Source organism: Cylindrospermopsis raciborskii Cr2010 (assembly GCF_003367075.2).
GTDB lineage: Bacteria > Cyanobacteriota > Cyanobacteriia > Cyanobacteriales > Nostocaceae > Raphidiopsis > Raphidiopsis raciborskii.
This window is the reverse complement of sequence record NZ_CP065936.1, coordinates 3,135,378-3,159,213: the sequence shown is the minus strand read 5'-3', so window position 1 is coordinate 3,159,213 and position 23,836 is coordinate 3,135,378. Positions and strand designations below refer to the sequence as shown.

At 41.4% G+C, this 23,836-nt stretch carries 17 protein-coding genes; 7 read left to right on the top strand and 10 right to left on the bottom strand.

The window, feature by feature from the left end:
* Window positions 1-42 precede the first annotated feature (42 nt).
* Together der and C6N34_RS14435 are read left to right on the top strand one after the other, a co-directional pair.
* Window positions 43-1,404 (top strand): ribosome biogenesis GTPase Der, encoded by a 1,362-nt coding sequence (gene der / locus C6N34_RS14440; protein WP_057177188.1) that lies wholly within the window; start codon window positions 43-45, stop codon window positions 1,402-1,404.
* 55 nt (window positions 1,405-1,459) lie between these two features.
* Window positions 1,460-2,386: a CbiQ family ECF transporter T component gene (locus C6N34_RS14435; RefSeq protein ID WP_057177189.1), complete on the top strand. Its 927-nt coding sequence runs from the start codon at window positions 1,460-1,462 to the stop codon at window positions 2,384-2,386.
* On the opposite strand, the gene C6N34_RS14430 is transcribed toward C6N34_RS14435, so the two are convergent.
* On the bottom strand, window positions 2,383-4,035 hold the full coding sequence (locus C6N34_RS14430) for an alpha/beta hydrolase (protein ID WP_115539025.1): 1,653 nt from the start codon (window positions 4,033-4,035) through the stop codon (window positions 2,383-2,385). The two genes, C6N34_RS14435 and C6N34_RS14430, sit on opposite strands and share 4 nt — an antisense overlap.
* Window positions 4,036-4,166: 131 nt before the next feature.
* On the opposite strand from C6N34_RS14430, the gene C6N34_RS14425 reads away from it, so the two are divergent.
* From C6N34_RS14425 to C6N34_RS14415, 3 genes are all read left to right on the top strand, one after another.
* Window positions 4,167-4,607, top strand: a complete 441-nt coding sequence (locus C6N34_RS14425) for a hypothetical protein (protein WP_006277470.1) — start codon at window positions 4,167-4,169, stop codon at window positions 4,605-4,607.
* Window positions 4,608-4,697: 90 nt separating this feature from the next.
* Window positions 4,698-5,924, top strand: a complete 1,227-nt coding sequence (locus C6N34_RS14420) for an urease accessory protein UreH domain-containing protein (protein ID WP_115539026.1) — start codon at window positions 4,698-4,700, stop codon at window positions 5,922-5,924.
* A 114-nt stretch (window positions 5,925-6,038) separates the two neighbouring features.
* Window positions 6,039-6,539: a hypothetical protein gene (locus C6N34_RS14415; protein WP_330935934.1), complete on the top strand. Its 501-nt coding sequence runs from the start codon at window positions 6,039-6,041 to the stop codon at window positions 6,537-6,539.
* Here C6N34_RS14415 and C6N34_RS14410 read toward each other — a convergent pair.
* The 8 genes from C6N34_RS14410 to rpsT all read right to left on the bottom strand — a co-directional run bounded on the left by C6N34_RS14410 (window position 6,534) and on the right by rpsT (window position 20,948).
* Complete coding sequence (locus tag C6N34_RS14410; RefSeq protein WP_236107159.1) at window positions 6,534-7,028, bottom strand: GUN4 domain-containing protein; 495 nt, start codon at window positions 7,026-7,028, stop codon at window positions 6,534-6,536. The genes C6N34_RS14415 and C6N34_RS14410 overlap by 6 nt on opposite strands.
* A 190-nt stretch (window positions 7,029-7,218) precedes the next feature.
* Window positions 7,219-9,180 carry a molecular chaperone HtpG gene (htpG, locus tag C6N34_RS14405; protein ID WP_115539027.1) on the bottom strand — a complete coding sequence of 654 codons (1,962 nt, stop codon included), beginning with the start codon at window positions 9,178-9,180 and terminating at the stop codon, window positions 7,219-7,221.
* Between the two features lie 122 nt (window positions 9,181-9,302).
* The gene (locus C6N34_RS14400) at window positions 9,303-9,833 is read right to left on the bottom strand and encodes a GIY-YIG nuclease family protein (protein ID WP_006277465.1); all 531 of its coding nucleotides are present in this window, start codon (window positions 9,831-9,833) and stop codon (window positions 9,303-9,305) included.
* A gap of 63 nt (window positions 9,834-9,896) precedes the next feature.
* Window positions 9,897-14,033, bottom strand: a complete 4,137-nt coding sequence (locus tag C6N34_RS14395) for a DNA-directed RNA polymerase subunit beta' (protein ID WP_057177195.1) — start codon at window positions 14,031-14,033, stop codon at window positions 9,897-9,899.
* A 42-nt stretch (window positions 14,034-14,075) separates the two neighbouring features.
* Window positions 14,076-15,953, bottom strand: coding sequence for a DNA-directed RNA polymerase subunit gamma (locus C6N34_RS14390; protein ID WP_057177196.1), 1,878 nt, complete (start codon window positions 15,951-15,953; stop codon window positions 14,076-14,078).
* A 115-nt stretch (window positions 15,954-16,068) separates the two neighbouring features.
* On the bottom strand, window positions 16,069-19,410 hold the full coding sequence (rpoB, locus tag C6N34_RS14385; RefSeq protein ID WP_006277461.1) for a DNA-directed RNA polymerase subunit beta: 3,342 nt from the start codon (window positions 19,408-19,410) through the stop codon (window positions 16,069-16,071).
* 240 nt (window positions 19,411-19,650) lie between these two features.
* Entirely contained in the window at window positions 19,651-20,478 is an 828-nt protein-coding gene (locus tag C6N34_RS14380) for a TatD family hydrolase (protein WP_006277459.1), read from the bottom strand.
* A gap of 176 nt (window positions 20,479-20,654) precedes the next feature.
* Entirely contained in the window at window positions 20,655-20,948 is a 294-nt protein-coding gene (gene rpsT, locus C6N34_RS14375) for a 30S ribosomal protein S20 (protein ID WP_006277458.1), read from the bottom strand.
* 481 nt (window positions 20,949-21,429) lie between these two features.
* On the opposite strand from rpsT, the gene hisD reads away from it, so the two are divergent.
* Together hisD and C6N34_RS14365 are read left to right on the top strand one after the other, a co-directional pair.
* A complete protein-coding gene (hisD, locus tag C6N34_RS14370; protein WP_057177197.1) occupies window positions 21,430-22,731 on the top strand; it encodes a histidinol dehydrogenase in 1,302 nt (433 codons plus the stop codon).
* Between the two features lie 146 nt (window positions 22,732-22,877).
* Window positions 22,878-23,303, top strand: a complete 426-nt coding sequence (locus C6N34_RS14365; RefSeq protein ID WP_006277456.1) for a universal stress protein — start codon at window positions 22,878-22,880, stop codon at window positions 23,301-23,303.
* On the opposite strand, the gene C6N34_RS14360 is transcribed toward C6N34_RS14365, so the two are convergent.
* Window positions 23,304-23,684 carry a hypothetical protein gene (locus tag C6N34_RS14360; RefSeq protein ID WP_057177198.1) on the bottom strand — a complete coding sequence of 127 codons (381 nt, stop codon included), beginning with the start codon at window positions 23,682-23,684 and terminating at the stop codon, window positions 23,304-23,306.
* Window positions 23,685-23,836 lie beyond the last annotated feature (152 nt).

The window sequence follows — 23,836 nt, the reverse complement described above, 5'->3', positions numbered from 1 at the left end:
TAACCCAGCACGTCCGCACAATCCGCATTCGGAATTGAATTTATGGCACTGCCAATTGTAGCAATTATCGGCCGCCCCAATGTGGGCAAATCTACTTTTGTGAACCGTTTAGCAGGGGATCAAACAGCAATAGTTCACGATGAACCTGGTGTTACACGAGATCGTACCTATCGTCCAGCATTTTGGCAAAATCGGGAGTTTTTGGTGGTTGATACTGGAGGTCTAGTGTTTAATGATGATACGGAATTTCTCCCTCTCATACGTCAACAAGCAATAACCGCACTCTCAGAAGCTTGTGCTGCCATATTTGTTGTAGATGGACAAACTGGTCTAACTCCTGCAGATGAGGAAATTGCTGAATGGTTACGTCAACAACCTGTTCCCACTCTCCTAGCTGTGAACAAATGCGAATCACCAGATCAAGGTATTATTCAAGCTAGTGAGTTTTGGGAGTTGGGACTGGGAGAACCTTACCCCATATCCGCTATTCATGGAAGTGGTACGGGTGATTTGCTTGATGACTTAATTCAATATATTCCTCAAGTTGAAGAGTTACAGGAAAATACGGAAGTTAAAGTAGCTATTGTTGGACGTCCTAATGTGGGTAAATCCAGTCTCTTAAATGCTTTTGTCGGCGAGGAAAGGGCAATAGTCAGTCCAATTTCTGGAACTACCAGGGATACTATTGACACGTTAATTGAACGAGAAGGACAAGCCTACCGGTTAATTGACACTGCGGGAATTAGGAAAAAGAAACATGTGGAATACGGGACGGAATTTTTCAGTATTAATCGTGCTTTTAAAGCAATCCGCCGTGCTGATGTGGTGCTATTAGTGCTGGATGCTTTAGATGGTGTTACAGAACAGGATCAAAAATTAGCTGGACGGATTGTTGAAGATGGACGTGCTTGTATAATTGTGGTGAATAAATGGGATGCTGTAGAAAAAGACTCTTATACTATATATGACCATGAAAAAAGCTTAGAGGCAAGATTACACTTTACTGAATGGGCAGATACCATATTTGTTAGTGCTATAACTGGACAAAGAGTAGAAAAGATTTTAGACCTGGTTAATAAAGCTGCTGAATCCCATAAACGCCGTGTCAGTACATCCGTGGTTAATGAAGTTCTCACAGATGCAGTCAGTTGGCACTCACCACCAGCTTCACGCAGTGGTAAACAGGGTAAAATCTATTATGGTACCCAGGTCAGTAGCCAACCACCTACCTTTGCATTGTTTGTTAATGATGCTAAACGGTTCAATGAAAATTACAGACGTTACATAGAAAGACAGTTTCGCAAGCAATTGGGTTTTGAGGGAACACCAATCCGCATCTTATGGCGTAGCAAAAAAGTTAGAGAAATGGAAGTTGGCACTCTTAATCGAGCAACTCGTGTCTGAAACACCTTTTCATCAGTAACATGAGAAAGTTAGTTGGGAATTTAGGAATTGACACATGGACTTATTGCGATCGCTTCCTTTGGGGTTATATTTAGATGCTCCTCAAACTTGGCTACATAAATTAGATTCACGGGTGAAATTAATTTGGTTGTTAAGTTTTCTGACCAGCTATGTATTTGCCAACAACTACTGGCGTGTGTTACTGGTATTACTGCTGATTATTTTTACCTTGATTGCCAAAATTCCTCTTAGGGTATGGCGTCAACAAATGGGGTGGTTGCTAGTATTGTCAATTATGGTGTTCGCCATCATTTCTATTAGTCCAGATGGTATGAGCATAGACTATCAACCACGCCTACCAGCAAGTGAACAAATATTAAGTCCAGCACCATCCACAAATTCTGAAAATAAAACTAAATTGCCCTTACCTACAAATGAAAAGTACAAGTATATAATCTTTCATCAAGGTCCGGTTAAGATCAGTCGGCGGTCATTAAGTTTAGCAACTAGTTTAAGTACTATTGTATTTACATTAATATATAGCAGTAATTTGTACTTATTAACAACCGCACCAGAGGAGATAACATCAGGTATAGAGAGCTTAATGCAGCCTTTAAAAAAGTTGCACATTCCTGTTACTGAAATTACCCTTACACTAACCCTATCATTGCGATTTATTCCCCTAGTTTTAGAAGAGATTCAAAATCTGATCCGTTCCGTAATGACCAGGGCGATCAACTGGAAGAAACTGGGATTAAAAGGGGGTATAAGGGTCTGGTTAATTGTCATGGAGAGACTATTAGAAAATCTGCTATTGAGAGCAGAACAAATAGCAAATGCGATGATAGTGAGGGGTTTTACCAGTCCCAATGAACATCAGGTCAAATGGCACGAACTACAATTAAAACCACCCGATTGGTTAGCTGTGGCAGTTTTAATTGTATTTTGGGGATTAAGAATAGCTTTTGGTGCCCTTAACTAGTTCTTGCTTGTAGTATTGATACTATGAAGGGGCGCAATTAGACGAAATGGAAAAAGAGGTGTAGAGGCGAATTGGGCATATTCGGGAGTGAGAAAAACATTATACTTATTAGCATCTGGTGTTAGTTGTGCGGCCATGGCTAAAGTAATCGCCTTCACGTAACTGCGCACATCCGCTGATTTTTCTCCCACTACTTCTCGACTGGTAATGGGAGTGTTATTTGTGTTTAGAGAAGCATTGACTACTAGGGGATCCACTACACTGTAATGGCTAGCACCCACCGCAGCAGCTAACCACTTAGGAGATGCAATACGATTAAAACCGTTAATTTGTTCAGTCAAACTTGGGGTGACATGGTCAGCAGATGCGGTAAATACTAGGGTAGGAACTTTTACCTTTGTCAAACCGGTTTCACCAAATAGGAGGGAAGAAGCTGGTTTTAGAGCTATTATTTGTTTGACTCTTTGATCTTGTAGTTGATAGTTATTTTGTGGCAATTGTCTGGCCAGGCACATAAAACTTTGAACATCACTCAATTTACCAGCATTTTTTTCACAACTGCTTTTTAGACTGGCAATTTGTAGTTCACCACCAGCTAATGCTAATGCTGTAGTTCCACCCAGGGAATAACCAACAAACATGACTTTATTAGTGGTTAGTTTTCCCTGTAGGGAATTATTAGGATTTTGGTTAACCTTCGCCAATTCATCCAGAACAAAACTTACATCCTGGGGAAGAGCTAAAAATTCTTGAGGGTTCAAACCTACTTTGCCTTTATTAGTAAAAAAATTACTACCAGGATTTTGTAAAGCTGCAACCACATAACCATAAGAAGCAAGATGTTGAGCTAAATATTGCAGGTCTGTACCTGCTGAACTAGAGCTATGGGAAAAGACAATTAAGGGTTTTTCAATATTGTTTTCACCATTGGTAGGAGTTGACCAATAAATATCCACGATAATATTACGTTTACGTTTATCATCACTTAAGTTTAACTTAGATATTTCTACTTTCTGTGTTCCCGGTTGGGTGGGATCAAATGGAATATTTATGGATGGTTTTTGCCTATCACTTTGGGGACTGTGCATCAGTAGGAATTGCTGAGTCTGCAAAAAATCTATATTTAAAAACCTTGCTACCGTCAAAACCTGTGGTAAATTCAGTCTCAGGGTTTGACTGGGGTATGCTGCAATAAAACTGAGCATAGATAGACCTTCTGGTGAACTAGCAGCCAATATTAAACCGGATCTAACTGCTTGCACCCCTGATTGATCCTGACGACGATCAAAAACTGTTGCTATGTCATTGATTACTGTTTGACCTAATTGAGTATTCAGTAACCAATCTAAAGTCACCACATTTATGGGTATTCTAGTTTTTAATCCTTGCACCAACCAGTTACGTTGTTCTTGGCTTAGTGCACTAGTATAAATCTGTAGACTACCTGGCAATTGCCCAGTTTCCGTGGCCTTTTTCAGCTCTGCAACAGAAGTCGACTCTTCCAGGAATCCATAACGTATGGTTACCCTATCTGCTGCATGGACGATGGCACACATTGTCAAATATTGTGTCCAGGCGATCGCACTTAATAATCCTGTAAATATGATAGCTTTTTTGTGGTTTTTTCTGGTTAGGGCATTCTTTATCATGGTTTTTAGTTATGGTTAGATTAATCTCTTTACTTAAAGTGATTGTAACCTCCTTTGGTGAGAACGACCAGATTAAATGGGTTTACAAAAACTTCATGTTTGTTACTTGTTCATAAAACAATTGCATCAATATGCGCCGTTTGATTATCTATGGTCTAATTTTTACACTTTCTTGCTTAGTAATTATCTGGTGGCCAGTCAATGATTCTAATTGCAGTCCCATAACCCTGGCAAAATTAAAAAAGGCTAATTTTCAGGTCACAGCTACTAAAGTTAGTGTTCAACCTTGGTTGGGTCAACATCATATATATGGAATATTTCAAGTCCCTGCTTCATACAAAGAAAGTCAGTTTTTTATGTTATCTATTCCCGGAGGTCGTCAGTACTGCGCCCGTCCTTTTGGATACAGTGAAAATTATGATGATGTATTCGCCGAACCGGGAAATATTTTAATCAGATACTATGTACCTACTCGTATGGGCATAAAAATGATTTTTCAAGGGCTATTTTTTGAGCTAAACAATCCTCAAAACTGGAGCTTGACCTTTCCCACAACAATCTCTAAGGAATAGTCGACCATACCAAGTTTTACAGCTTGTCTTTTGACAAAATCACCAACCTGATTCCAACATACCGGTTATTACCCAACAACTCTTTTAATTATGTTGGACTTAGTGCTAATTACTATGCTGGGTTTTTTGGGAAGCTTTGGTCACTGCATTGGCATGTGTGGACCTTTAGCAGTGGCTTTTTCTTTTTCTTACCCGGAGAAAACTCAATCCTGGCAACGACAACTACAATTTCATATTCTCTTAAATTTAGGTAGAGTATTTAGCTATGCTCTAGTTGGTACTGCTATAGGCACACTTGGTTCCGCATTGGTACAAGGTGGACAATTAGGAGGAGTTGGTAGTGATTTACGCAGATGGATAGCAATAATTACTGGAATGATGTTAATCTGGTTAGGATTAGCACAGGTTAAACCACATTTAATACCTAAAATTCCCATATTCCACCCTTTGCTACAAAATAGTTTACATAATCGGTTAAGTGCTGTAATGGTAAATTTATCATTACATACAAAATGGTGGACACCAGCACTTTTAGGTATGACCTGGGGCCTAATGCCCTGTGGTTTTTTATATGCTGCTCAAATTAAAGCAGCAGCTACAGGAAATGGATGGCATGGGGCAATAACTATGTTGGCATTTGGTTTGGGTACTCTACCAACTATGTTAGGAGTAAGTATTTCCACTTCCCTAATGAGTAAAGATCAACGTAGTCAACTATTTCGCATGGGGGGGTGGGTAAGTATGATTATTGGTATAATTACCATATCCCGCACAGGGGAGACTATGGTTGATTATAGTGGTTATGCTGCCCTAATTTGCTTAATTTTGGCTTTAATCGCCCGTCCCACACGTGTTCTATTGCCAGCTCTTATACGTTATCGTCGAGGATTGGGTGTGGGAGCATTTCTGCTATCATTAGTACATACAATTCATAAATTAGAACACTTGTTAGCATGGAATTTATCAGCTGTTTGGTTTTTACCAGTGGAATTTCAGTGGGGAATGGGTGCAGGTGTTTTGGCTTTAATTTTTATGACTCCTGCTGCTTTTACAAGTTTTGACTTTATGCAAAAGTCTCTAGGTCCAAACTGGCGTCGAATCCATCTTTTGACGATTCCAGCTTTGATATTGACTGCTATTCATGCAGTTTTGATTGGTTCTACCTATTTAGGAGCTTTAAAGTTAACTATCTTTAATCAGATAGCAACCTTATTATTAATATTCATTATACTCGCGGTTTTAATGATGCGATCGCCCTTAATTTGGTCAATTTTTAAGTTAAAAGAATTTTATACTCCTTTAAAGCAGAAAAAATAATGGACATTTACTGATATGTTAATTAAACCAAATAAATACAGGCATAAAGTAATATTCTACTTGTTGTTTATACTAATAACAGCAACATTCACCAATATAGTTAATGCTCACACAGTGAAAATATCAAATGATATAGGAGCTACTCTTCACATTGAACCTAAGGATCGGGCCCGTGCAGGTGAAATTACACCAGTATGGTTTGCTTTAACTCAAAAAGGTGGTAAAACCGTGCCTTTAAAAGACTGTAATTGTCACTTAGCTATTTATGCCCAACCACATACACCCGGGGAACCCGCCCTGGTTGAACCACCCTTAAAACCTATGAATGCGGAAAGATATGAGGGTATACCAGGAGCGGAAATTACATTTCCTAAACCAGGAGTTTATGAACTGCAACTCACGGGAAAACCAAGGACAGGAGAGAATTGGCAACCCTTTGAGTTAAAATTCGAGGTGATAGTAGCCACGGGGAATCCAACAGTAGCACAGGGACTAGAAAATACAGCCCATAAAAGCGGTCAGTCATCAAAAGGTTTAGATCTAGTTAAACCGGTGCTTATAGGGGCAATTATACTTTCATCAATAGGGATTATAGTTTTTTTGGTAAACCTATAATGTAGATGTTGAGTTTAATGTCTCAATACCTGGGAGTGATGCGATACCATATGGCAAGACGCCACCACACGGACCACCCACACACTCACCCTTAACTCCGCACACTGACCCGATAGCAGCTGGGAGTTGACCAATTGGTGCGGACAGTGAAAAGTTTAAGTCTTTGTAAGAGAGCCATGATCCCAATCTTCTCCATCCTACCCTATCTGCGAAGGATTCCCATACCTTTTCATCAAATTGTTTTGTGCCGCCCAGGTTTTTATATATTTTTTGTTGGACAGATATACCAAATTTACCCTGACTATATTTTAGCCACAGATTATCAATGGCGCGCAATTCTTTACAAGGAAATTTTTCTGCATCTTCTTCTCTTAAATAACCTTCCCTTTCTCTGTTAGCTACTTCTACTATTACTCTATTTGTTTCTAAATCTGCTTCTTTAAAGTCTTGAGCTTTTAATAGGTTTTCTAATTTTGTGTATCTGTTCATTTTTGCCACTCCATTTTGTTCGAGAGTATAAGATGTAAATTGAGAAATGGGTAGGCGATCTCGCTACGCGAGATCGCCTGAACGCCAGATGAGAGGTAAAAGCTTTGCAAGATACGGGGAATGAATTCCCTGTCCCCTGGAAAAATTGGCTATTGCCATGGGGAGATTGAATAGGACTATTAACGAGTATTTAACTTGCTGAAGTTAACTTAGTTAACACCTCGTTAGAACGTTCAACAAAGGACTTCATCCCCTCTGCATCAAATCCCTTTTGAGACATCAACGCTAAATCATAAACGTGCTGACAAATCATTTTCACCAATTTTCCTGTTGGTGATTCACCACTACCTTGAATAATGCTACCTTGATTCAAGCTAACCAGGTTTTGAATCAAAGGATGGGCCGTATTCACCAACAAAATGTGATCTTCAGGAAAATCGGCATTTTGTTGTTGCATCATGGCATTCATTTCCCGCAGACGACGAAGAATTTCTGGTAATAACACTACTGCTGGTGGTGTCCCTTGAGGATCATCGGATTTCAATGCTTCAGTCCGAATATTTACCTTGGGTTTGTTAAGGGATTTCTCAAATAACTCCTTGATGGTTTCACTCTTGGTTTTCTGTGTTGTCGGGTCTACAATTTCCCCCGATTTATCATCTAATAATGTGTTATCTAGGTCAGAATCTACCCTGGTAAATTTAACATCCTGATATTCCCTTTCTAGAAAATTAATAAAGTGAGTATCAATGAATGAGTCCATAAATAGAACTTCTAAACCTTGATTTTTGTGTAGTTCTATATATGTAGCTTGGCTAGCTTCATCAGTGCTATAAAATACCTTATTTTCCTGACGCTCTTTGTTCCGCTCCAGATACTCCTTCAGGGTGGTGTAGGGCAAAGTATTGGTGTTGCTCTTGTTGACATCTTGCCAAATATCACTCTCCGCTGACTGCACCTCAACTGTTGGTTCATGTGCAGGACTTTCCGTGAGTTTAGCAGTAGTTCGGAAAACAAGTATATCTTCCACTTGTTTTTTAAATTTCTCGTCATTGAGAACTCCAAACTTAACAAAAGTCCCTAAATCCTTCCAAGCTTTGATATATTGTTCCCGATCGCTCCTATAGAGTTCCTTTAGCCTATCACCTACCTTTTTAGCGATATAATCTCCTATTTTCCTCACCGTGCGATCGCCTTGCAATGCACTACGAGAAACGTTCAAAGGAATATCTGTACTATCAATAACACCCCGCATAGGAATCAAAAATTGGGGGATGATTTCATCACAATTATCACTGACGAAAACTTGATTACAGAACAACTTAGTTTGTCCCTTGGTTACATCCACATCAGGACGCATTTTAGGGAAATACAAAATTCCATTAATAATAAATGGATAATCTGTATTCAAATGAACCCACAATAAAGGTTCTTCCTGAAAGGGATAAAGGTAGCGATAAAACTCCAAATAATCTTCCTGGGTCAAAGTGCTGGGAGATTCTCGCCAAGGTGCTTTTTGTTTATTTAACACCTCCCCATCCAGTTTTATGGGAACTGGCATAAAATCACAGTAGGTTTTAACCAAGTTTTTAATTCTAGCCGTCTCTAAATAATCTTCTTCATCGGGCATTAACGTTAAAGTAATCGTTGTACCACGAATATTGCGAGAAGATTCATCTAAGGTAAATTCCGGTGAACCATCACAACTCCAATGTACTGCTTGTGAACCCTCTTTGTAAGAAAGGGTATCTATCTCAACCTTTTTGGCAACCATAAAGGAGGAATAGAAGCCTAAACCAAAGTGACCAATAATTGGTTGATCCGCTTTTCCTTCATACTTATGAATAAACTCTTCTGCGCTAGAAAAAGCTACTTGGTTAATATATTTTTTTACTTCCTCCCCAGTCATCCCAATACCATTATCGGAGATAGAAAGGGTTTTCTTCTCCTTGTCAATGGCAATGGTAATTTCCGGTTCCCCTATATCTCCACCATATTCCCCAGCACGGGAGACCATTTTGATTTTTTGGATCGCATCCACTGCGTTAGATATGAGTTCGCGCAGGAATATCTGATGATCGGAATAGAGAGATTTCTTGATAATGGGGAAAATATTCTCAGTGTGTATACTGATAGTACCTTGTTCTAGCATGGTTATCTGTTTGACTGTTTAAAGGTAATTATGATAATTCATTTTGGACTAGAGAAGTCTTTTCCTGGGTAGGGAACTCCTCTAAATTATAATTCGGATTACACTACCATCTGGAAGTGAGGTTATTTTAAATCTAGTAAACCCTCCTCTTTCAACTTGGGGTTAAAGCGAATTTGAGTTTTTAACCCTCTTGCTGTCAACAGTTCTAATATTTCTGACTCTACTCGACGTGATACATTCTTTAACACTTTAGTCTTAGCTAAATCATCAATTAATGGATTGTGATAATTCTCTTTTTCTGTATCAGTCATTAGCTCTTGGACATTAATGGCATTAGTCCATATTTGTTTATGCTCACCATTACCCGGTGGTAAACTACCATTTTGGGCAATCCAACTATTTTCAATCTCCGATAGAATTTTTCGGTCAGGACGTTCAATAGTGTGGACTTTTAACCAATAACATTTATGGGGTTGACGAACTAAATGTTGCTTACAACTGAGATAAACATCACGAGAATAACCAATGAATTGCAAAATTTTTTCCTGATTAAAAATTGCGTAAACCCCTATCTTACCTTCAAGTTGTATAGGTAATTCACCACCATGGTCAATATAATCAATAAACTCTAAATTTTCTAGGTTGGAATTCATATTACTCTAGGGATGGAAAAACAAAAGGGGAAATGATTCCCCCAAATGGTTAAACATCAATGATTACAGATCTACATCTATATCAAAATCATCTTCATCCTCGTCTTCATAATCATCCTCGTCTTCATCTTCATCTACACCCGTAATTACTTCATCAGTAATTAGATCCTCATCTTCATCCTCTAAAGCCGTACTATGGTTACTACCATAGGTATTATCATGATCGTAGCTATCATCATAAGTCCCATCCAGTCCAGAGTTATCTAAACTATACAGCTTAGCGGTTCGGTCATCTAAAACCATATCTAATGGATCATCCACCTCATCTAATACACTCGTAGCCACATCTGTACCATAGTCCTCAATTGCTCCTACCTCTTCATAAGTATTATAACCAGTACCAGCGGGAATCAATCTTCCTATGATAACGTTCTCTTTTAGTCCTCTTAACCAGTCAGATTTACCCTCAATTGCTGCTTCTGTCAACACCCTTGTAGTTTCTTGGAAGGAGGCTGCAGAAATAAAACTATCTGTATTCAATGATGCTTTAGTTATACCCAATAATACCGGTGTGTACTGGGATCTAGCGCCCCCGGTAATTGACATGGCCTCATTTACCTGCTCTACCTGTTTTAATTCAACTAGTTCTCCAGGTAACATAATGGTGTCACCACCATCATCAATGCGCACTTTGTTAGTCATTTGTCGGACTATGACTTCAATGTGTTTGTCTGCGATGTCAATTCCCTGAGACTGGTATACCATTTGTACTTCATTCACTAAAAAGCTTTGCACTTTTTGTAGAGCATGACTAGCACAAGCGTAAAGTCCATCCTCAGATCCTAAACTGAAGAAGATTTCTAAAATTTCATGGGGGTTAGAAGGTCCATCAGTTAATGGTTGACCAGCTTCCACCATCGCACCATCGGGAACGATTAAATTCTGTCCTGGTCCTAAAGGATAATCTATGACCACACCATCAGATTCTACAACTTTGACTGAATATGCTTCCCGACTGACTAGGTTTTCATCCCCTTCCCCATAAACTACTTTTACTTCCCCAGAACGACGGGATAAAATACATGCTTCTTTGGGTTTACGAGCTTCCAATAATTCTTCAATTCTTGGCAACCCTTGGATAATATCTCCTGTTTTTGCGCGTTCAAACACCAATAGAACTAAATTATCTCCCCTTTGTACCAATCCGCCGTCTTCTATTTGTAAGACTGCTCCTGGACTAACCCGATAGGGACGACCCATGCGAATTTTCAAGGAGTATGCTGCTTCTACAAGTTGTTCTTGTTGATTGTTGTTGGGGGGTAATTGATGACTAATATCCACCAGCTGTCCAGAAACAGGAGCTGTTACTCCTGGAGCAATTTCTGTGCCTTGTACCAATAGATCTCCCTTTTTCACAGTGGGTGGAAGATTAGTCTTAACGATAATCATATCGGTATCTCTGAGGATAAGACAGCGTCGAACCGTTTCTGCGCCCGGTCGTACCCCTCGTATGATTCCTCCCTCCTTAGACAGGATCTGAGTTCTTGCTACTACGGATCCAGGTGGAATGGTAATACCATCTTCCACCTCTAAGGTAGTATGAGTGCTACCTTGGGTGGCATCAGCTGCCATATCTCGCCTGAGTGCCAGAGACTCTAAAATCACTAACTGCAGGCGTTGAATTTCAGAGTTTTCACTATCAGGGACTAATTCAATATCTGCTGCTAAAGGAGAAGCATGGTCTTGCTCTCCCTCCTGTTCAATCTCTAATACTAGTTGGGTTCTGAGTAATTCAACTCCATCTATAGCTTTTACTCGCTCCCCATCTTTGTATGGCAACCTCTGTACTGCTCTTAATTGTATAGATCTTCCAGTTTGTTGACTAACGGAAGTAGTGGAAGGCAAATCGGGGTGGGATGAGACCTCAAACTCCACCACGGGACGACTCAAAAGAGCTGGTCCTTCGGGAGACTCCACATATTGAATGTAACGCATTTCCGTTACAGTAGTTCCTAGTAACTCCTCTCCGGGGTGAACAAAGGTATTATCTCTCCCCAGCACTGCTTCTGGATCATCTACCATCAAAAGTTCGCCGGGTTTAATGACTATTTCCCGCAGAATGTCGTTTTTCTGTGTAATTTCCACCACTCCACTGGTTTGACAGAATATATCTTTAACTACTTCTGTGCTTGCTTCCACAAATTGTCCATCTTCTACTAACAGTAGAGAAATATCCTTATTAACCTCGTGGGTTTCTTCAGGTATCCACAACAAGGTTCCTCCACTTACTACCTCATAACCGAGTTTAGCTTTGCCTTTTTTCTGGACTTCAATTCCGGCAAATTTCAACATTCCTCCCGTGGTAGTGCGATACCTATCGTCAATCAATTCAGCTACAACTTGACCATTTTGTACTTTGGTTCCGGGTGTGGCCCTGAGATTAAATGTTTGGGATTGGAAAGATCCCTCACTCTCTTTGGAGATTTCCTCCTGGTGTCTTGGGCCAGTATGAATCAAATAATTATTTTTACCTTGGGAACTATGAACTGTGACTGTTGCTTGGTCTAAAATTACGGAAGCTGTAATGATTTCAATTTCTCTGGTGGGACGACCAGGAATGGGTTCAGGTAGGCGGACCACTCCTCCGTGTACGGTATTGAGTCTAGTCTCCCCCAACACCCCATTGGCAGTAATTTTATCTCCATTTTTGACCACCAATTCTGCACCGGGGAGTAAATTATAAACTTCTCCCGACAAAATCCAAATCAAACCACCTCTTGTTGCTGTTGTGGTGGTGTTTCCCTGACGGTCAGTTTTTTGTTCCGCTAAAACATCAGAAAACACTACTTCACCCGCTAAGTCAGAAGCTACATCTTTTACTGCTTTTTCTGTATTAGCTTTAGTTGTTTTACCCCCTAGAGCTACTTCGGCCAGCAATTCGGACACCTCTACCTTTTGACCCGGGACAATATACAGTGTGGAACCCTGGGTCACAGAAATTTCTTGATGCTCCTGGGTGGTACTTTCTAGGATCAAATTGCCGTTGGTTTCAGCATATAAAGCATCTTCTCCATGACGAGTCCGATAGGGGCGGGTCTTTAAGCTGCGGGAAAATTTGATTGTTCCTGGGATTTTGGCTCTCACCTGTTGGGCAACTTCTCCTGTAAATACCCCACCAGTGTGGAAGGTCCGCATGGTTAATTGAGTTCCGGGTTCCCCAATACTTTGAGCTGCAATAATTCCCACTGCTTCGCCCAAATCCACCATTTTCGCGTAGGCTAGGCTCCACCCGTAACAATGTTGACATACGGAACGGGCAGCTTCACAGGTTAATGGTGATCTTACTAATACTTCTTTTACTCCCGCTTTGTGAATTTCCGCTGCTAGTTCATCAGAAATTGGTGTATTTCGGGCTGCCAGAATCTCCCCAGTTGTAGGATTAATAACATCTTTAGCTACAACCCTCCCTACTAGTCTTGTCCCTAAGGGAATTAATACTTTTGCCCCTTCTGTCATGTCCCGTACGGGTACACCTCTTAGGGTTCCACAGTCTACCTCCCTAATAATCACGTCTTGGGAAACATCCACTAACCGTCGGGTTAAATAACCTGAGTCAGCGGTTCGTAGTGCTGTGTCTACTAATCCCTTTCTCGCACCATAACTGGAGATAATGTACTCGGTAACTGTTAGTCCTTCCCGAAAATTGGTCTTAATTGGCAAGTCAATAATTTCTCCCTGGGGATCTGCCATTAGTCCGCGCATTCCCACTAGTTGTCGCACTTGGGATATGTTTCCTCTGGCTCCGGAAAAGGCCATCATATAAACTGAATTAAGAGGATTTGTAGTTTTAAAGTGATTAACTACTTCGTCTTTGAGATTTTCAGAGGTACTATTCCATGTATCAATTACTTTTTGGAAACGCTCTACCTCCGTAATTTCACCACGCTTAAATTTCGCCTCTGTACTCAAGATTTCCGCCTCAGCTGCCTGTAAAAGGGACTTCTTAGAGGGAGGAACCATTAAATCGTCTACACTAATGGACACACCGGCTTTGGTCGCAAACCGGAATCCTAGGTCTTTTAGTTTATCGGCCATCACAGCTGTCCGGGCGGTACCATAGTGAGTAAATGCCCAGGAAATTAAGTTTCTTAATTGACCTTTGTTGACAACAAGGTTACGGAAAATCATTTTTTCTGTCATGGTGGGTTAAGAAATGGAGAATAGGACAAACTGGATGGATAATTAGCTGGCTAAAGCATCTTGAATTGCTTTGTTATAAATCACTCTGCCAGGAGTTGTATAAACATATTGGGAAATTAAATTCCCTTGGGCATCTTCTCGTACTCGACGAAATTTATACAAGAGAGTACGGCTACCATCTTCGTTTTCTGTAACTTCCAAGGGTTCGTTATCCGGTTGTCCTGTTTGCACATCGCCATCGAATCGAACATAAATATAGGCATGTAGTTCCACTTGATCTTGTTGATATGCCATGATTACATCATCTAGGGAGGCAAAGTATTTGCCTGCTCCCTTGGTAGCATTGGGGTTTTCAGCAGTGAGGTAATAGGCTCCCAAAACCATGTCTTGGCTGGGTGTGACGATGGGTCTACCCGTAGCAGGTGAAAGAATGTTGTTGGATGCTAACATTAACAGTCTTGCTTCCGCTTGGCTTTCTAAGGATAAGGGAACGTGAACAGCCATCTGATCTCCATCAAAGTCAGCATTGAATGCCGGACAAACAAGAGGATGTAACTGTATTGCTCTTCCTTCTACTAATATGGGTTCAAAGGCCTGAATTCCCAGTCTATGCAGCGTAGGGGCACGGTTTAGCATAACCGGATGTCCTTCTATGACTTCTTCCAAAACATCCCAAACAGTAGGGTCGTTACGAGAAATGAGTTTTTTGGCTGCTTTAATATTGTTAACTATTCCCGATCGAATTAAACGATTAATCACAAATGGCTGAAACAATTCTATGGCCATTTCCCTGGGGAGTCCACACTGGTGAATTTGCAATTTGGGACCAACTACAATAACCGAACGTCCTGAGTAGTCTACTCTTTTACCCAGGAGGTTTTGCCGAAATCGCCCCTGTTTACCTTCTATGATATCTGATAGGGATTTTAATGGACGGTTATTGGCTCCTACTACGGTGCGTCCTCTCCGACCATTGTCAATTAAAGCATCTACCGCTTCCTGTAACATGCGTTTTTCATTGCGGACAATGATTTCCGGGGCCAGGATTTCCTGTAGTCTAGCTAAACGATTATTGCGATTGATCACCCGACGGTAGAGGTCGTTTAAATCGCTGGTAGCAAATCTACCACCGTCTAGTTGTACCATGGGACGGAGATCGGGTGGAATGACTGGAATGGCTGACATCACCATCCATTCCGGTTGGGAACCAGTGGCAATGAAATTGTCAATTACCCGCAGACGTTTAATCAATTTAGCCCGTTTTTGTCCCTTTGCTGCTTCAATTTCCCCCCGCAGTTTTTCTGCTTCTTCTTCTAAATTAATACCTGATAATAAACGTAGTAAAGCTTCTGCACCAATTCCTACTTCTACCCCTACTAATTGAGAATCTTCACTATAAATCCTATCCTCAATTTCTAACCATTGGTCTTCTGTTAACAGTTGTTTATAAACGAGTGTGTCAGCATTACCAGGATCTAAAACTACATAGGAGTTAAAGTAGACGATTTGCTCAACATCTCGTAGGGGCATGTCTAGTAGTATGGCAATATAACTAGGAATGCCTTTGAGATACCAAACATGGGCTACAGGTGCTGCTAACTTAATGAAGCCCATTCTATGGCGGCGAACTCGTGATTCTGTTACCTCCACTCCACAGCGCTCACAGACAATACCTCTATGACGAACCCGTTTATATTTACCACAGTGACATTCCCAATCCTTAGCAGGGCCAAAGATCCGCTCACAAAATAAACCATCCATTTCTGGCTTGAGGGTGCGGTAGTTAATGGTTTCAGGTTTTGTCACCTCGCCAACCACCTGACCATTAGGTAAGGTACGTTCCCCCCAAGCGCGGATACGTTCTGGTGAAGCAATGCCAATTTTAACGTAATCAAATTGATTAGATTGAACGGAGCGCATAGTTAAGTAAATTTAGTTCTAGATTGTTCTAACGTTTGTGATTTATGAGATTTATATTTGCCAGGTCAAGTTAGTCCCCTTTCCCCATCTGTTAACTAGTGTAATTACTGATTAATTACTCGTCCTCATCCAGGGAATCACGGGAAAAGGATTCGTATGTTGGACGGGGAGGAGTGCGACGAGATACTTGATCGGCCATCAAGTCCACTTCTACATCTAGGGAACTACCATCAGTTTGGGTTTCTACTTTATGTACCGCAATATCCAATCCTAAAGATTGTAATTCTCTCATTAACACTTTGAAGGACTCAGGAGTGCCAGGACGAGGAATAGCTTTTCCTTTAACAATGGCATTCAATGCTTCATTACGTCCCTGCATATCATCTGATTTCACAGTTAGCAGTTCCTGTAATGTGTAAGCAGCACCAAATGCCTCTAGTGCCCACACTTCCATCTCTCCAAATCTTTGACCTCCTTGTTGTGCTTTACCACCCAAGGGTTGCTGGGTGACTAAGGAATAAGGACCTGTGGAGCGAGCGTGAATTTTATCATCAACTAAATGGACAAGTTTGAGCATATAGGCTATCCCCACTGTGACTGCACGATCAAAGGGTTCGCCCGTGCGTCCATCATAAACCATGATTTTGCCGGGGTTTTCGGGATTATATACCCAATCCTTACTGGTTTCTTCCCTAGCTTCCCATAATTTGCCGTGAACTATACGTCGGGAAGATTCTTCCCCGTACATTTCATCAAAGGGGGTAATTTTAAAGCGTACTCCCAGGTTGTGACCCGCCCAACCCAATAAGCATTCAAACACCTGTCCTACGTTCATTCGACTAGGTACACCTAGGGGGTTAAGGACTATATCTACTGGGGTGCCATCAGGAAGGTATGGCATGTCTTCTAGGGGCAAAATTCGGGAAATGATGCCTTTATTTCCATGTCTCCCAGCCATTTTGTCACCAACCTGGATTTTACGTTTCTGGGCTACATACACCCGCACTACCATATTGGCTCCCGGTGGAAGTTCATCTCCCTGCTCTCTAGTGAATAGTCGCACATCCACTATTCTTCCTTTTTCCCCATTGGGAACCCGCAGGGAGTTATCCCTCACGTCGCGAGCTTTCTCTCCGAAAATCGCCCTGAGTAGTTTTTCTTCTGGTGGTTGGTCTGATTCTCCTTTAGGGGTCACTTTCCCCACTAGAATGTCTCCTGATTCTACCCACGCCCCTACTCTGATTATCCCCTGTTCGTCTAATTGTCTAAGGGCGTCTTCCCCAACGTTGGGTATTTCTCTGGTAATCTCTTCAGGACCTAGTTTGGTTTGTCTTGCTTCTATTTCAAATTTTTCAATGTGTATTGAGGTGTAAACGTCTTCTTGAACCAGTCTTTCAGAAATTAAAATTGCGTCTTCGTAGTTATACCCTTCCCAAGGCATATAGGCAACAATAACATTTTGCCCTAATGCTAATTCTCCCCCTTCTGTGGATGAACCATCTGCTAATACCTGACCTGCTATGACTTTTTCCCCAATCCGCACTAGGGGTTTTTGATTGAGACAGGTGTCCTGGTTAGAACGTTGATATTTGGAGAGAACGTATTTAATTTCTTGGGGTTTATGGGGAATACTTTCGCTTTCACGGTTGGTAAGAGCGGCCTTTTCTTTGACCCGAACACGAATCTCGGTCGCATCTACATATACCACATCTCCATCAGTACGAGAAACAATTACCATACCTGAGTCTCTGGCACCTTGGGCCTCCAGTCCAGTTCCCACTAGGGGACGCTCGGGTTTCAATAAGGGTACTGCTTGCCTTTGCATGTTAGAACCCATTAAGGCTCGGTTGGCATCATCATGCTCCAAAAAGGGAATCATGCTGGTGGCTACTGAGACGATTTGTACTGGTGACACAGCTACGTAGTCTACCTGTTCGGGAGTAGTGGTGGAAAATTCCTGGCGATAACGAACGGGTACTTGGATTCCTAGTATTTGTCCGTTGTCATCCACCGGAATGTCACCAGGTGCAACTCGCAGGTCGTCTTCCTCATCTGCTGTCATGTAAACAGCAGGTTTTTCGTAGCAAACTCTTCCGTTTTCTACGGGTCTGAAAGGTGTTTCTAAAAATCCATACTGGTTAACACGAGCATGGGTAGCTAGGGAACCAATTAACCCCGCATTTGGACCTTCTGGCGTTTCAATAGGACAAATGCGTCCGTAGTGGCTGGGATGAATGTCTCGCACGGCAAAACCAGCTCTCTCTCTGGTTAGTCCACCAGGACCTAAAGCACTCAAGCGTCGTTTATGGGTTAGTTCCGCTAAGGGGTTGGTTTGATCCATGAATTGACTTAGCTGGCTAGAACCAAAAAACTCTTTTATGGCTGCTACTAGGGGTTTGGGGTTGACTAGTGATGCTGGTGTTAAAACTTCGGCATCGGAGACGGTCATTCTTTCTCTAATGATCCTCTCTAAACGATTCAAACCAACTCTTACTTGGTTCTGAAGCAGCTCACCAACGCTTCTAACTCGGCGATTTCCTAAATGGTCAATGTCATCAATGCTACCAATGTCATATTCTAGGTTGATGAGATAGTCCACAGCAGATAGGATATCCCCTGGGGTGAGAACCCTAGTGGTGTCAGGAACGGAAAGGCGCAGTTTCTTGTTGAGTTTATATCTACCTACCCTACCTAGGTCGTAACGTTTGGGATCGAAAAAGCGTGATTCTAATAGCTGTTGTCCCCCCATTACCGTGGGTGGTTCCCCAGGTCTCAGCTTCCTGTATAGCTCCAGAAGGGCCTCCTCTTCGGAGAATTGTCCCTCTTTTTCAATGGTTTTTTGAAAGTATTCTGGATGCCTTAAAGCATCCAAAATTTCGTTATCTAATAGTCCTAATGCTTTAAGTAGTACCTGAATTGACAATTTGCGGGTTTTATCTATTCTTACCCACACTAAATCATTACGGTCTGTCTCAAATTTTAGCCATGCCCCCCGGTTGGGAATTAGACTGGCAGAATATGTTCTTCTCCCGTTTTTATCAATCTCTGATTTGTAATATACTCCGGGCGATCGCACAATTTGATTGACTATTACTCGCTCGGCTCCGTTAATAATAAAGGTTCCTCTATCCGTCATTAACGGTAGATCACCTATAAATACTTCCTGTTCTTTAATATCACCTGTTTCTTTATTAAGCAATCTCGTGGGCACATACATTTGTACACCGTATGTGCTATCTCTTCTTTTTGACTCTTCTACGCTATATTTTGGTTCTTTTAGCTTATAGTTATGTCCTAAAAAATGGAGTTCTAATTTCCCCGTATAGTCCGTAATAGGACTAAATGAGTTCAGCTCTTCTATTAAACCCTCTTCTAAAAACCAGCGAAAGCTAGAACGCTGAATTTCAATTAGATCTGGTAATAGAAAGGATGGTTCCATATAGTTTTCGTTGTTCATGCCTCTACCTTTATCAACCTGGTTAAACTTGTTCTGAGAACGCCGCTTTTAGCCCAATAAAAAAATAAAATTAGATAAACTTGGAAACCTTGCTCCTGCTAACTGTTGACGAGTGGTGGGTAATCTACTCATTACGTACATTTTGCTCATTAATTCTCTGTTCATACTATTTATCCAGACCTCATCTACACTCGTTCTTAAGACACCAAAAATCAAGGATCCGCCAGGTTATTCTCGGTATCAGGATGGATTTGGCTGAATTTTTGTTTCCTCCAGTCTAATCCCAAACAGTCTACAAGCATTGGCAGTTGTTTGGTCAGCTATGGATTCTACGGTTTCTCCTCGGATTTCTGCTAACTGCGCTGCTACATAGCCTACATAGGCTGGCTCGTTACGCTTCTCTCCTCTCTTGGGCGTGGGTGACAAAAATGGACAGTCAGTTTCAATCAAAATTCTATCTTTACCTACCATCGCTGCTGAGGATTGTATAGCTTTCGCATTCTTAAAGGTAACTGTACCACTAAAGCTAATGTAAAAACCCAGATCTAAAAACCATTGGGTTTCCTCCGGTGTTCCTCCCCAACAATGCATCACACCCCGCACCCTGTCTCCTTCCCTTTCTCGCCATTTTTCTAGCACCTCTCTCGCTTCTACAGCAGCTTCCCGACAATGGACTATTACCGGTAAATCTAATTCCGTGGCGATCGCCAGTTGGGCTTCAAATACCTTATGTTGTTGCTCACGGTTGCTGGCTTTATAAAAATCTAGTCCCATTTCCCCAATTGCTATAACAGGAGCATTTGACTGGTTAGATAGGTGGACTAAATTTCTTATTTCAGCTCCTGTGTGTTCTTCCCATCTATCAGCATCCAAAGGATGTAACCCAATGGCAAAGCTCACCTCCGGGAACTGTTTAGCTATAGACCAAATGCTGGCAAATTCCCCTGGATGAACACAGGAATGCACTAGGTGCGCTACCCCTGCTTCTTGCCAACGGTGTCTCACTGCCTCTAAATCTGGCTTAAAAGTTTCAAAGTTCAGATGTACGTGGCTATCTATTAATTGCATTTTTCAGTTACCAGTGACAACAACTCCTGATTTGCCATAATTTGCTAATCCATAATCCATAACCAGGTTCAAGTAGTCACTAAACCAAAATCAACCGGTTTTTTTGATTTAACGACTTATCTTAGCTTTATTCCCATTACGAATTACGAATTACAAATTAGTGACTATTCTGACTCCTAAACTGGTTGGGTCAATGGTTTGAGCTTCCGTGCTAATCTAGATTTTTTTCTAGCCCCACTGTTTGGATGCAACACTCCCCTTTTAACAGCTTTGTCAATTTTGCTGTAGGCTTGTGACATCCTCTCATCCACCAACTGTTTAGACTCGCTCGTAGGGTTGGAAGCATAGGCCTCCACTGCAGCAAAGTACTTCTTCATCAGCGTCTTTACTGCTGATTTGTATGCTTTGTTGTGCAGTTGGTTACGCTCCGCGATTTGGGCGCGTTTAAGTGCTGATTTTGTGTTTGCCACGGTCAGTTCCCAAAAAAACTATCAATTAATATGTACACACACTACTAGAAATACTAGGATAGCACGAAATTTGCAAGTGCTGCAATTCCACAGAAAAATTTTAGGAAAAATTTTACAATTTTTAACAAAATTTTTGTAAAGTCCGGTCAAGAGTTGGTAAAGATGGAGAAAGTTCGGCAAAAAAAATAGGTTATAATAGGGTCTAGAAATAAAAAACTCATGATTAATACCGCTAATACTGCCAAGCTACTCCCCAAACTACTCCAGTATATCACGGACTGGTTAGGGAGTATAAGATCACCAAACTGTTTTTAAAGCTTTTACAGCGATAAATGATAGGTCAAAATACTGGTGGGATTAAAAAAAAGCAGGTTAAGCTAGAGAAGAAAATTAGTGGTAGCTGTTTATCCGAAAGAATAAAAAGCCAAACTAATGATCACAAGGGAAAAAACTCTAATTTTGGCACTGTCCTTACTACTCCATGCTGCGAATTATCACTCAGCAGGCACACGTTGTATCCGAACTACAACGCATCTGCGAACGTACCCAGGACGAACAGGTGTTTAACAAAGAAGCAACAGTACGAGAAGTTTTGTTGTCTGTAAAAAACCAAGGCGACAAAGCCGTACTCCACTACACAGCCGAGTTTGATCACCAAACCTTGGAACCGGGGGAATTGAGGGTAAAAGGTTCTGAGATGGACGTGGCTTACCAACAAATATCGAAGGATTTGTTGGCATCAATTAGGCTGGCCTGTGAACGAATAGAAGCTTTTCATCGTCAGAGAGTACCAAAAACCTGGGTGCACTTTGGGGAAGATGAAGTGGTTCTAGGTAAACGCTATACACCCGTAGATAGGGCGGGTCTATATATTCCCGGTGGTCGGGCCTGCTATCCTAGTACAGTATTAATGAATGCCATACCGGCTAAAGTAGCAGGTGTACCTCGGATAGTCATGGTCACGCCACCAGGTCCTGATAAAGTAATTAATCCGGCGGTATTGGTAGCTGCTCAAGAAGCTGGAATAGGCGAGATTTATCGCATTGGGGGATCCCAGGCGATCGCAGCTCTAGCATACGGTACAGAAACCATTCCCAAGGTAGATGTAATTACAGGTCCTGGTAATATTTATGTCACCTTAGCCAAAAAACTAGTATATGGGACTGTGGGTATTGACTCCTTAGCTGGGCCGAGTGAGGTGTTAATTATTGCCGATGAAACTGCTAATCCCAAACATCTGGCGGCAGATATGTTAGCTCAAGCGGAACATGATCCTATGGCAGCGGCAATTTTATTGACTACGGACACTGGTTTAGCCAAAAAGGTTCAGTTAGAGGTAGATAGACAATTAGTAGATCATCCCAGAAGGATAGACACAGAAAAGGCGATCGCCCATTATGGACTGGTCGTAATTGTGGAATCTTTGGAAGCAGCGGCGGAATTTTCTAATATATTTGCCCCGGAACATTTGGAATTGGAGGTAAAAGACCCTTGGTCACTAATTCAGCATATCCGTCATGCGGGGGCGATTTTTTTGGGCGATTCTACACCAGAGGCGGTAGGTGACTATTTAGCCGGTCCCAATCATACCCTACCTACATCCGGTGCTGCTCGTTATGCCTCCGCTTTAGGTGTAGAAACCTTCCTCAAACACTCAAGTATTATACAATACTCCCGAGGTGCACTTGACAAAGTAGCCAGTGCCATTACCACCTTGGCTAGGGCGGAGGGTTTACCTTCTCATGCGGATTCAGTACGTATAAGATTTGATGCTGATAGCTAGAAGCATAAATAGACTTTCTCATTCCTGACCATATTCCCCCAGATTACAACTGCGGGGGAATTCCTTCATCAGGATTAATTAGAAATGAGGTGGAACAGAGTAAACTAAAAAAACTAGGGTGATTTTGAGTTAAGGAAGTAAAAGCGGTGTTAAATACTATTTTAGTGGCTTTAGATGATTCCGAAATTGCGGAAAGAGTGATAGAGACATTAGGGAGTCTTATGCTTTCCCAGAATGCGCAGGTGATTCTTTGTCACGTATTTCCATCATCGGATGCCACGGAATTGCCAGCTGATCGTCCTCATCCAGACTCACCCAAATTGTCTTATTTTCAGGTAGAAAAGCAATTGCAAACCTACCAAGAAAAATTGGCGGTAAAAAGCCAACTAGAACTAGTATCAGGGGATCCTGCGGATGAAATAATCAGACTAGCAAATATTTATAAAGCCGATCTAGTGGTGATTGGGAACCGTGGATTGACAGGCATGAAAAAAATCGTTTTGCGCTCCGTCAGTACACAAGTAATGGAAGAAGCGCATTGTTCCGTATTGGTAGTTAAGTTACACAGGTAACTAGGGAAGGGTCAAAAAATGACGTAGTCTCAACAAACTGAGAGTTTGACCCAAATTCAAGGGTAAGAGTGACACACCCTCTAGTCGGGACTGTAGCCAACCTTCTCCCCAATACCACTCATGAAAACCATCAATAGCGCCACTAAGAAGTAGGCGCAAACAATTAACCTTCAAAACATCCACATGATGATATGTAGTTACGTATCCTATAGAAGTAGTGAAATCAAAACCGGGGGTCAATTTTTCTGGCATGGATGGGGGAAGGCCTGCAAATGGTAGCCATTCACGTAATTGTGAAGGAAACACAAGACTATCATGAATAGCTTGGGAGGATGCTTCTATTTCTATGCGCAATTGGCTTTGTTGAAAAGTTCCTAACATAATAGTTGTTATTTTATAGTTTTAGTAAAAACGGTATGGACCTAAAAATGAGCATTTGGGAATCTTGTGGGTGGCTAGGATTATACCAGAATCGACAGCTTGTAGCCCAATTTTTAGAGGAGAGTCAGCACTAACTATATAATGATTATAGG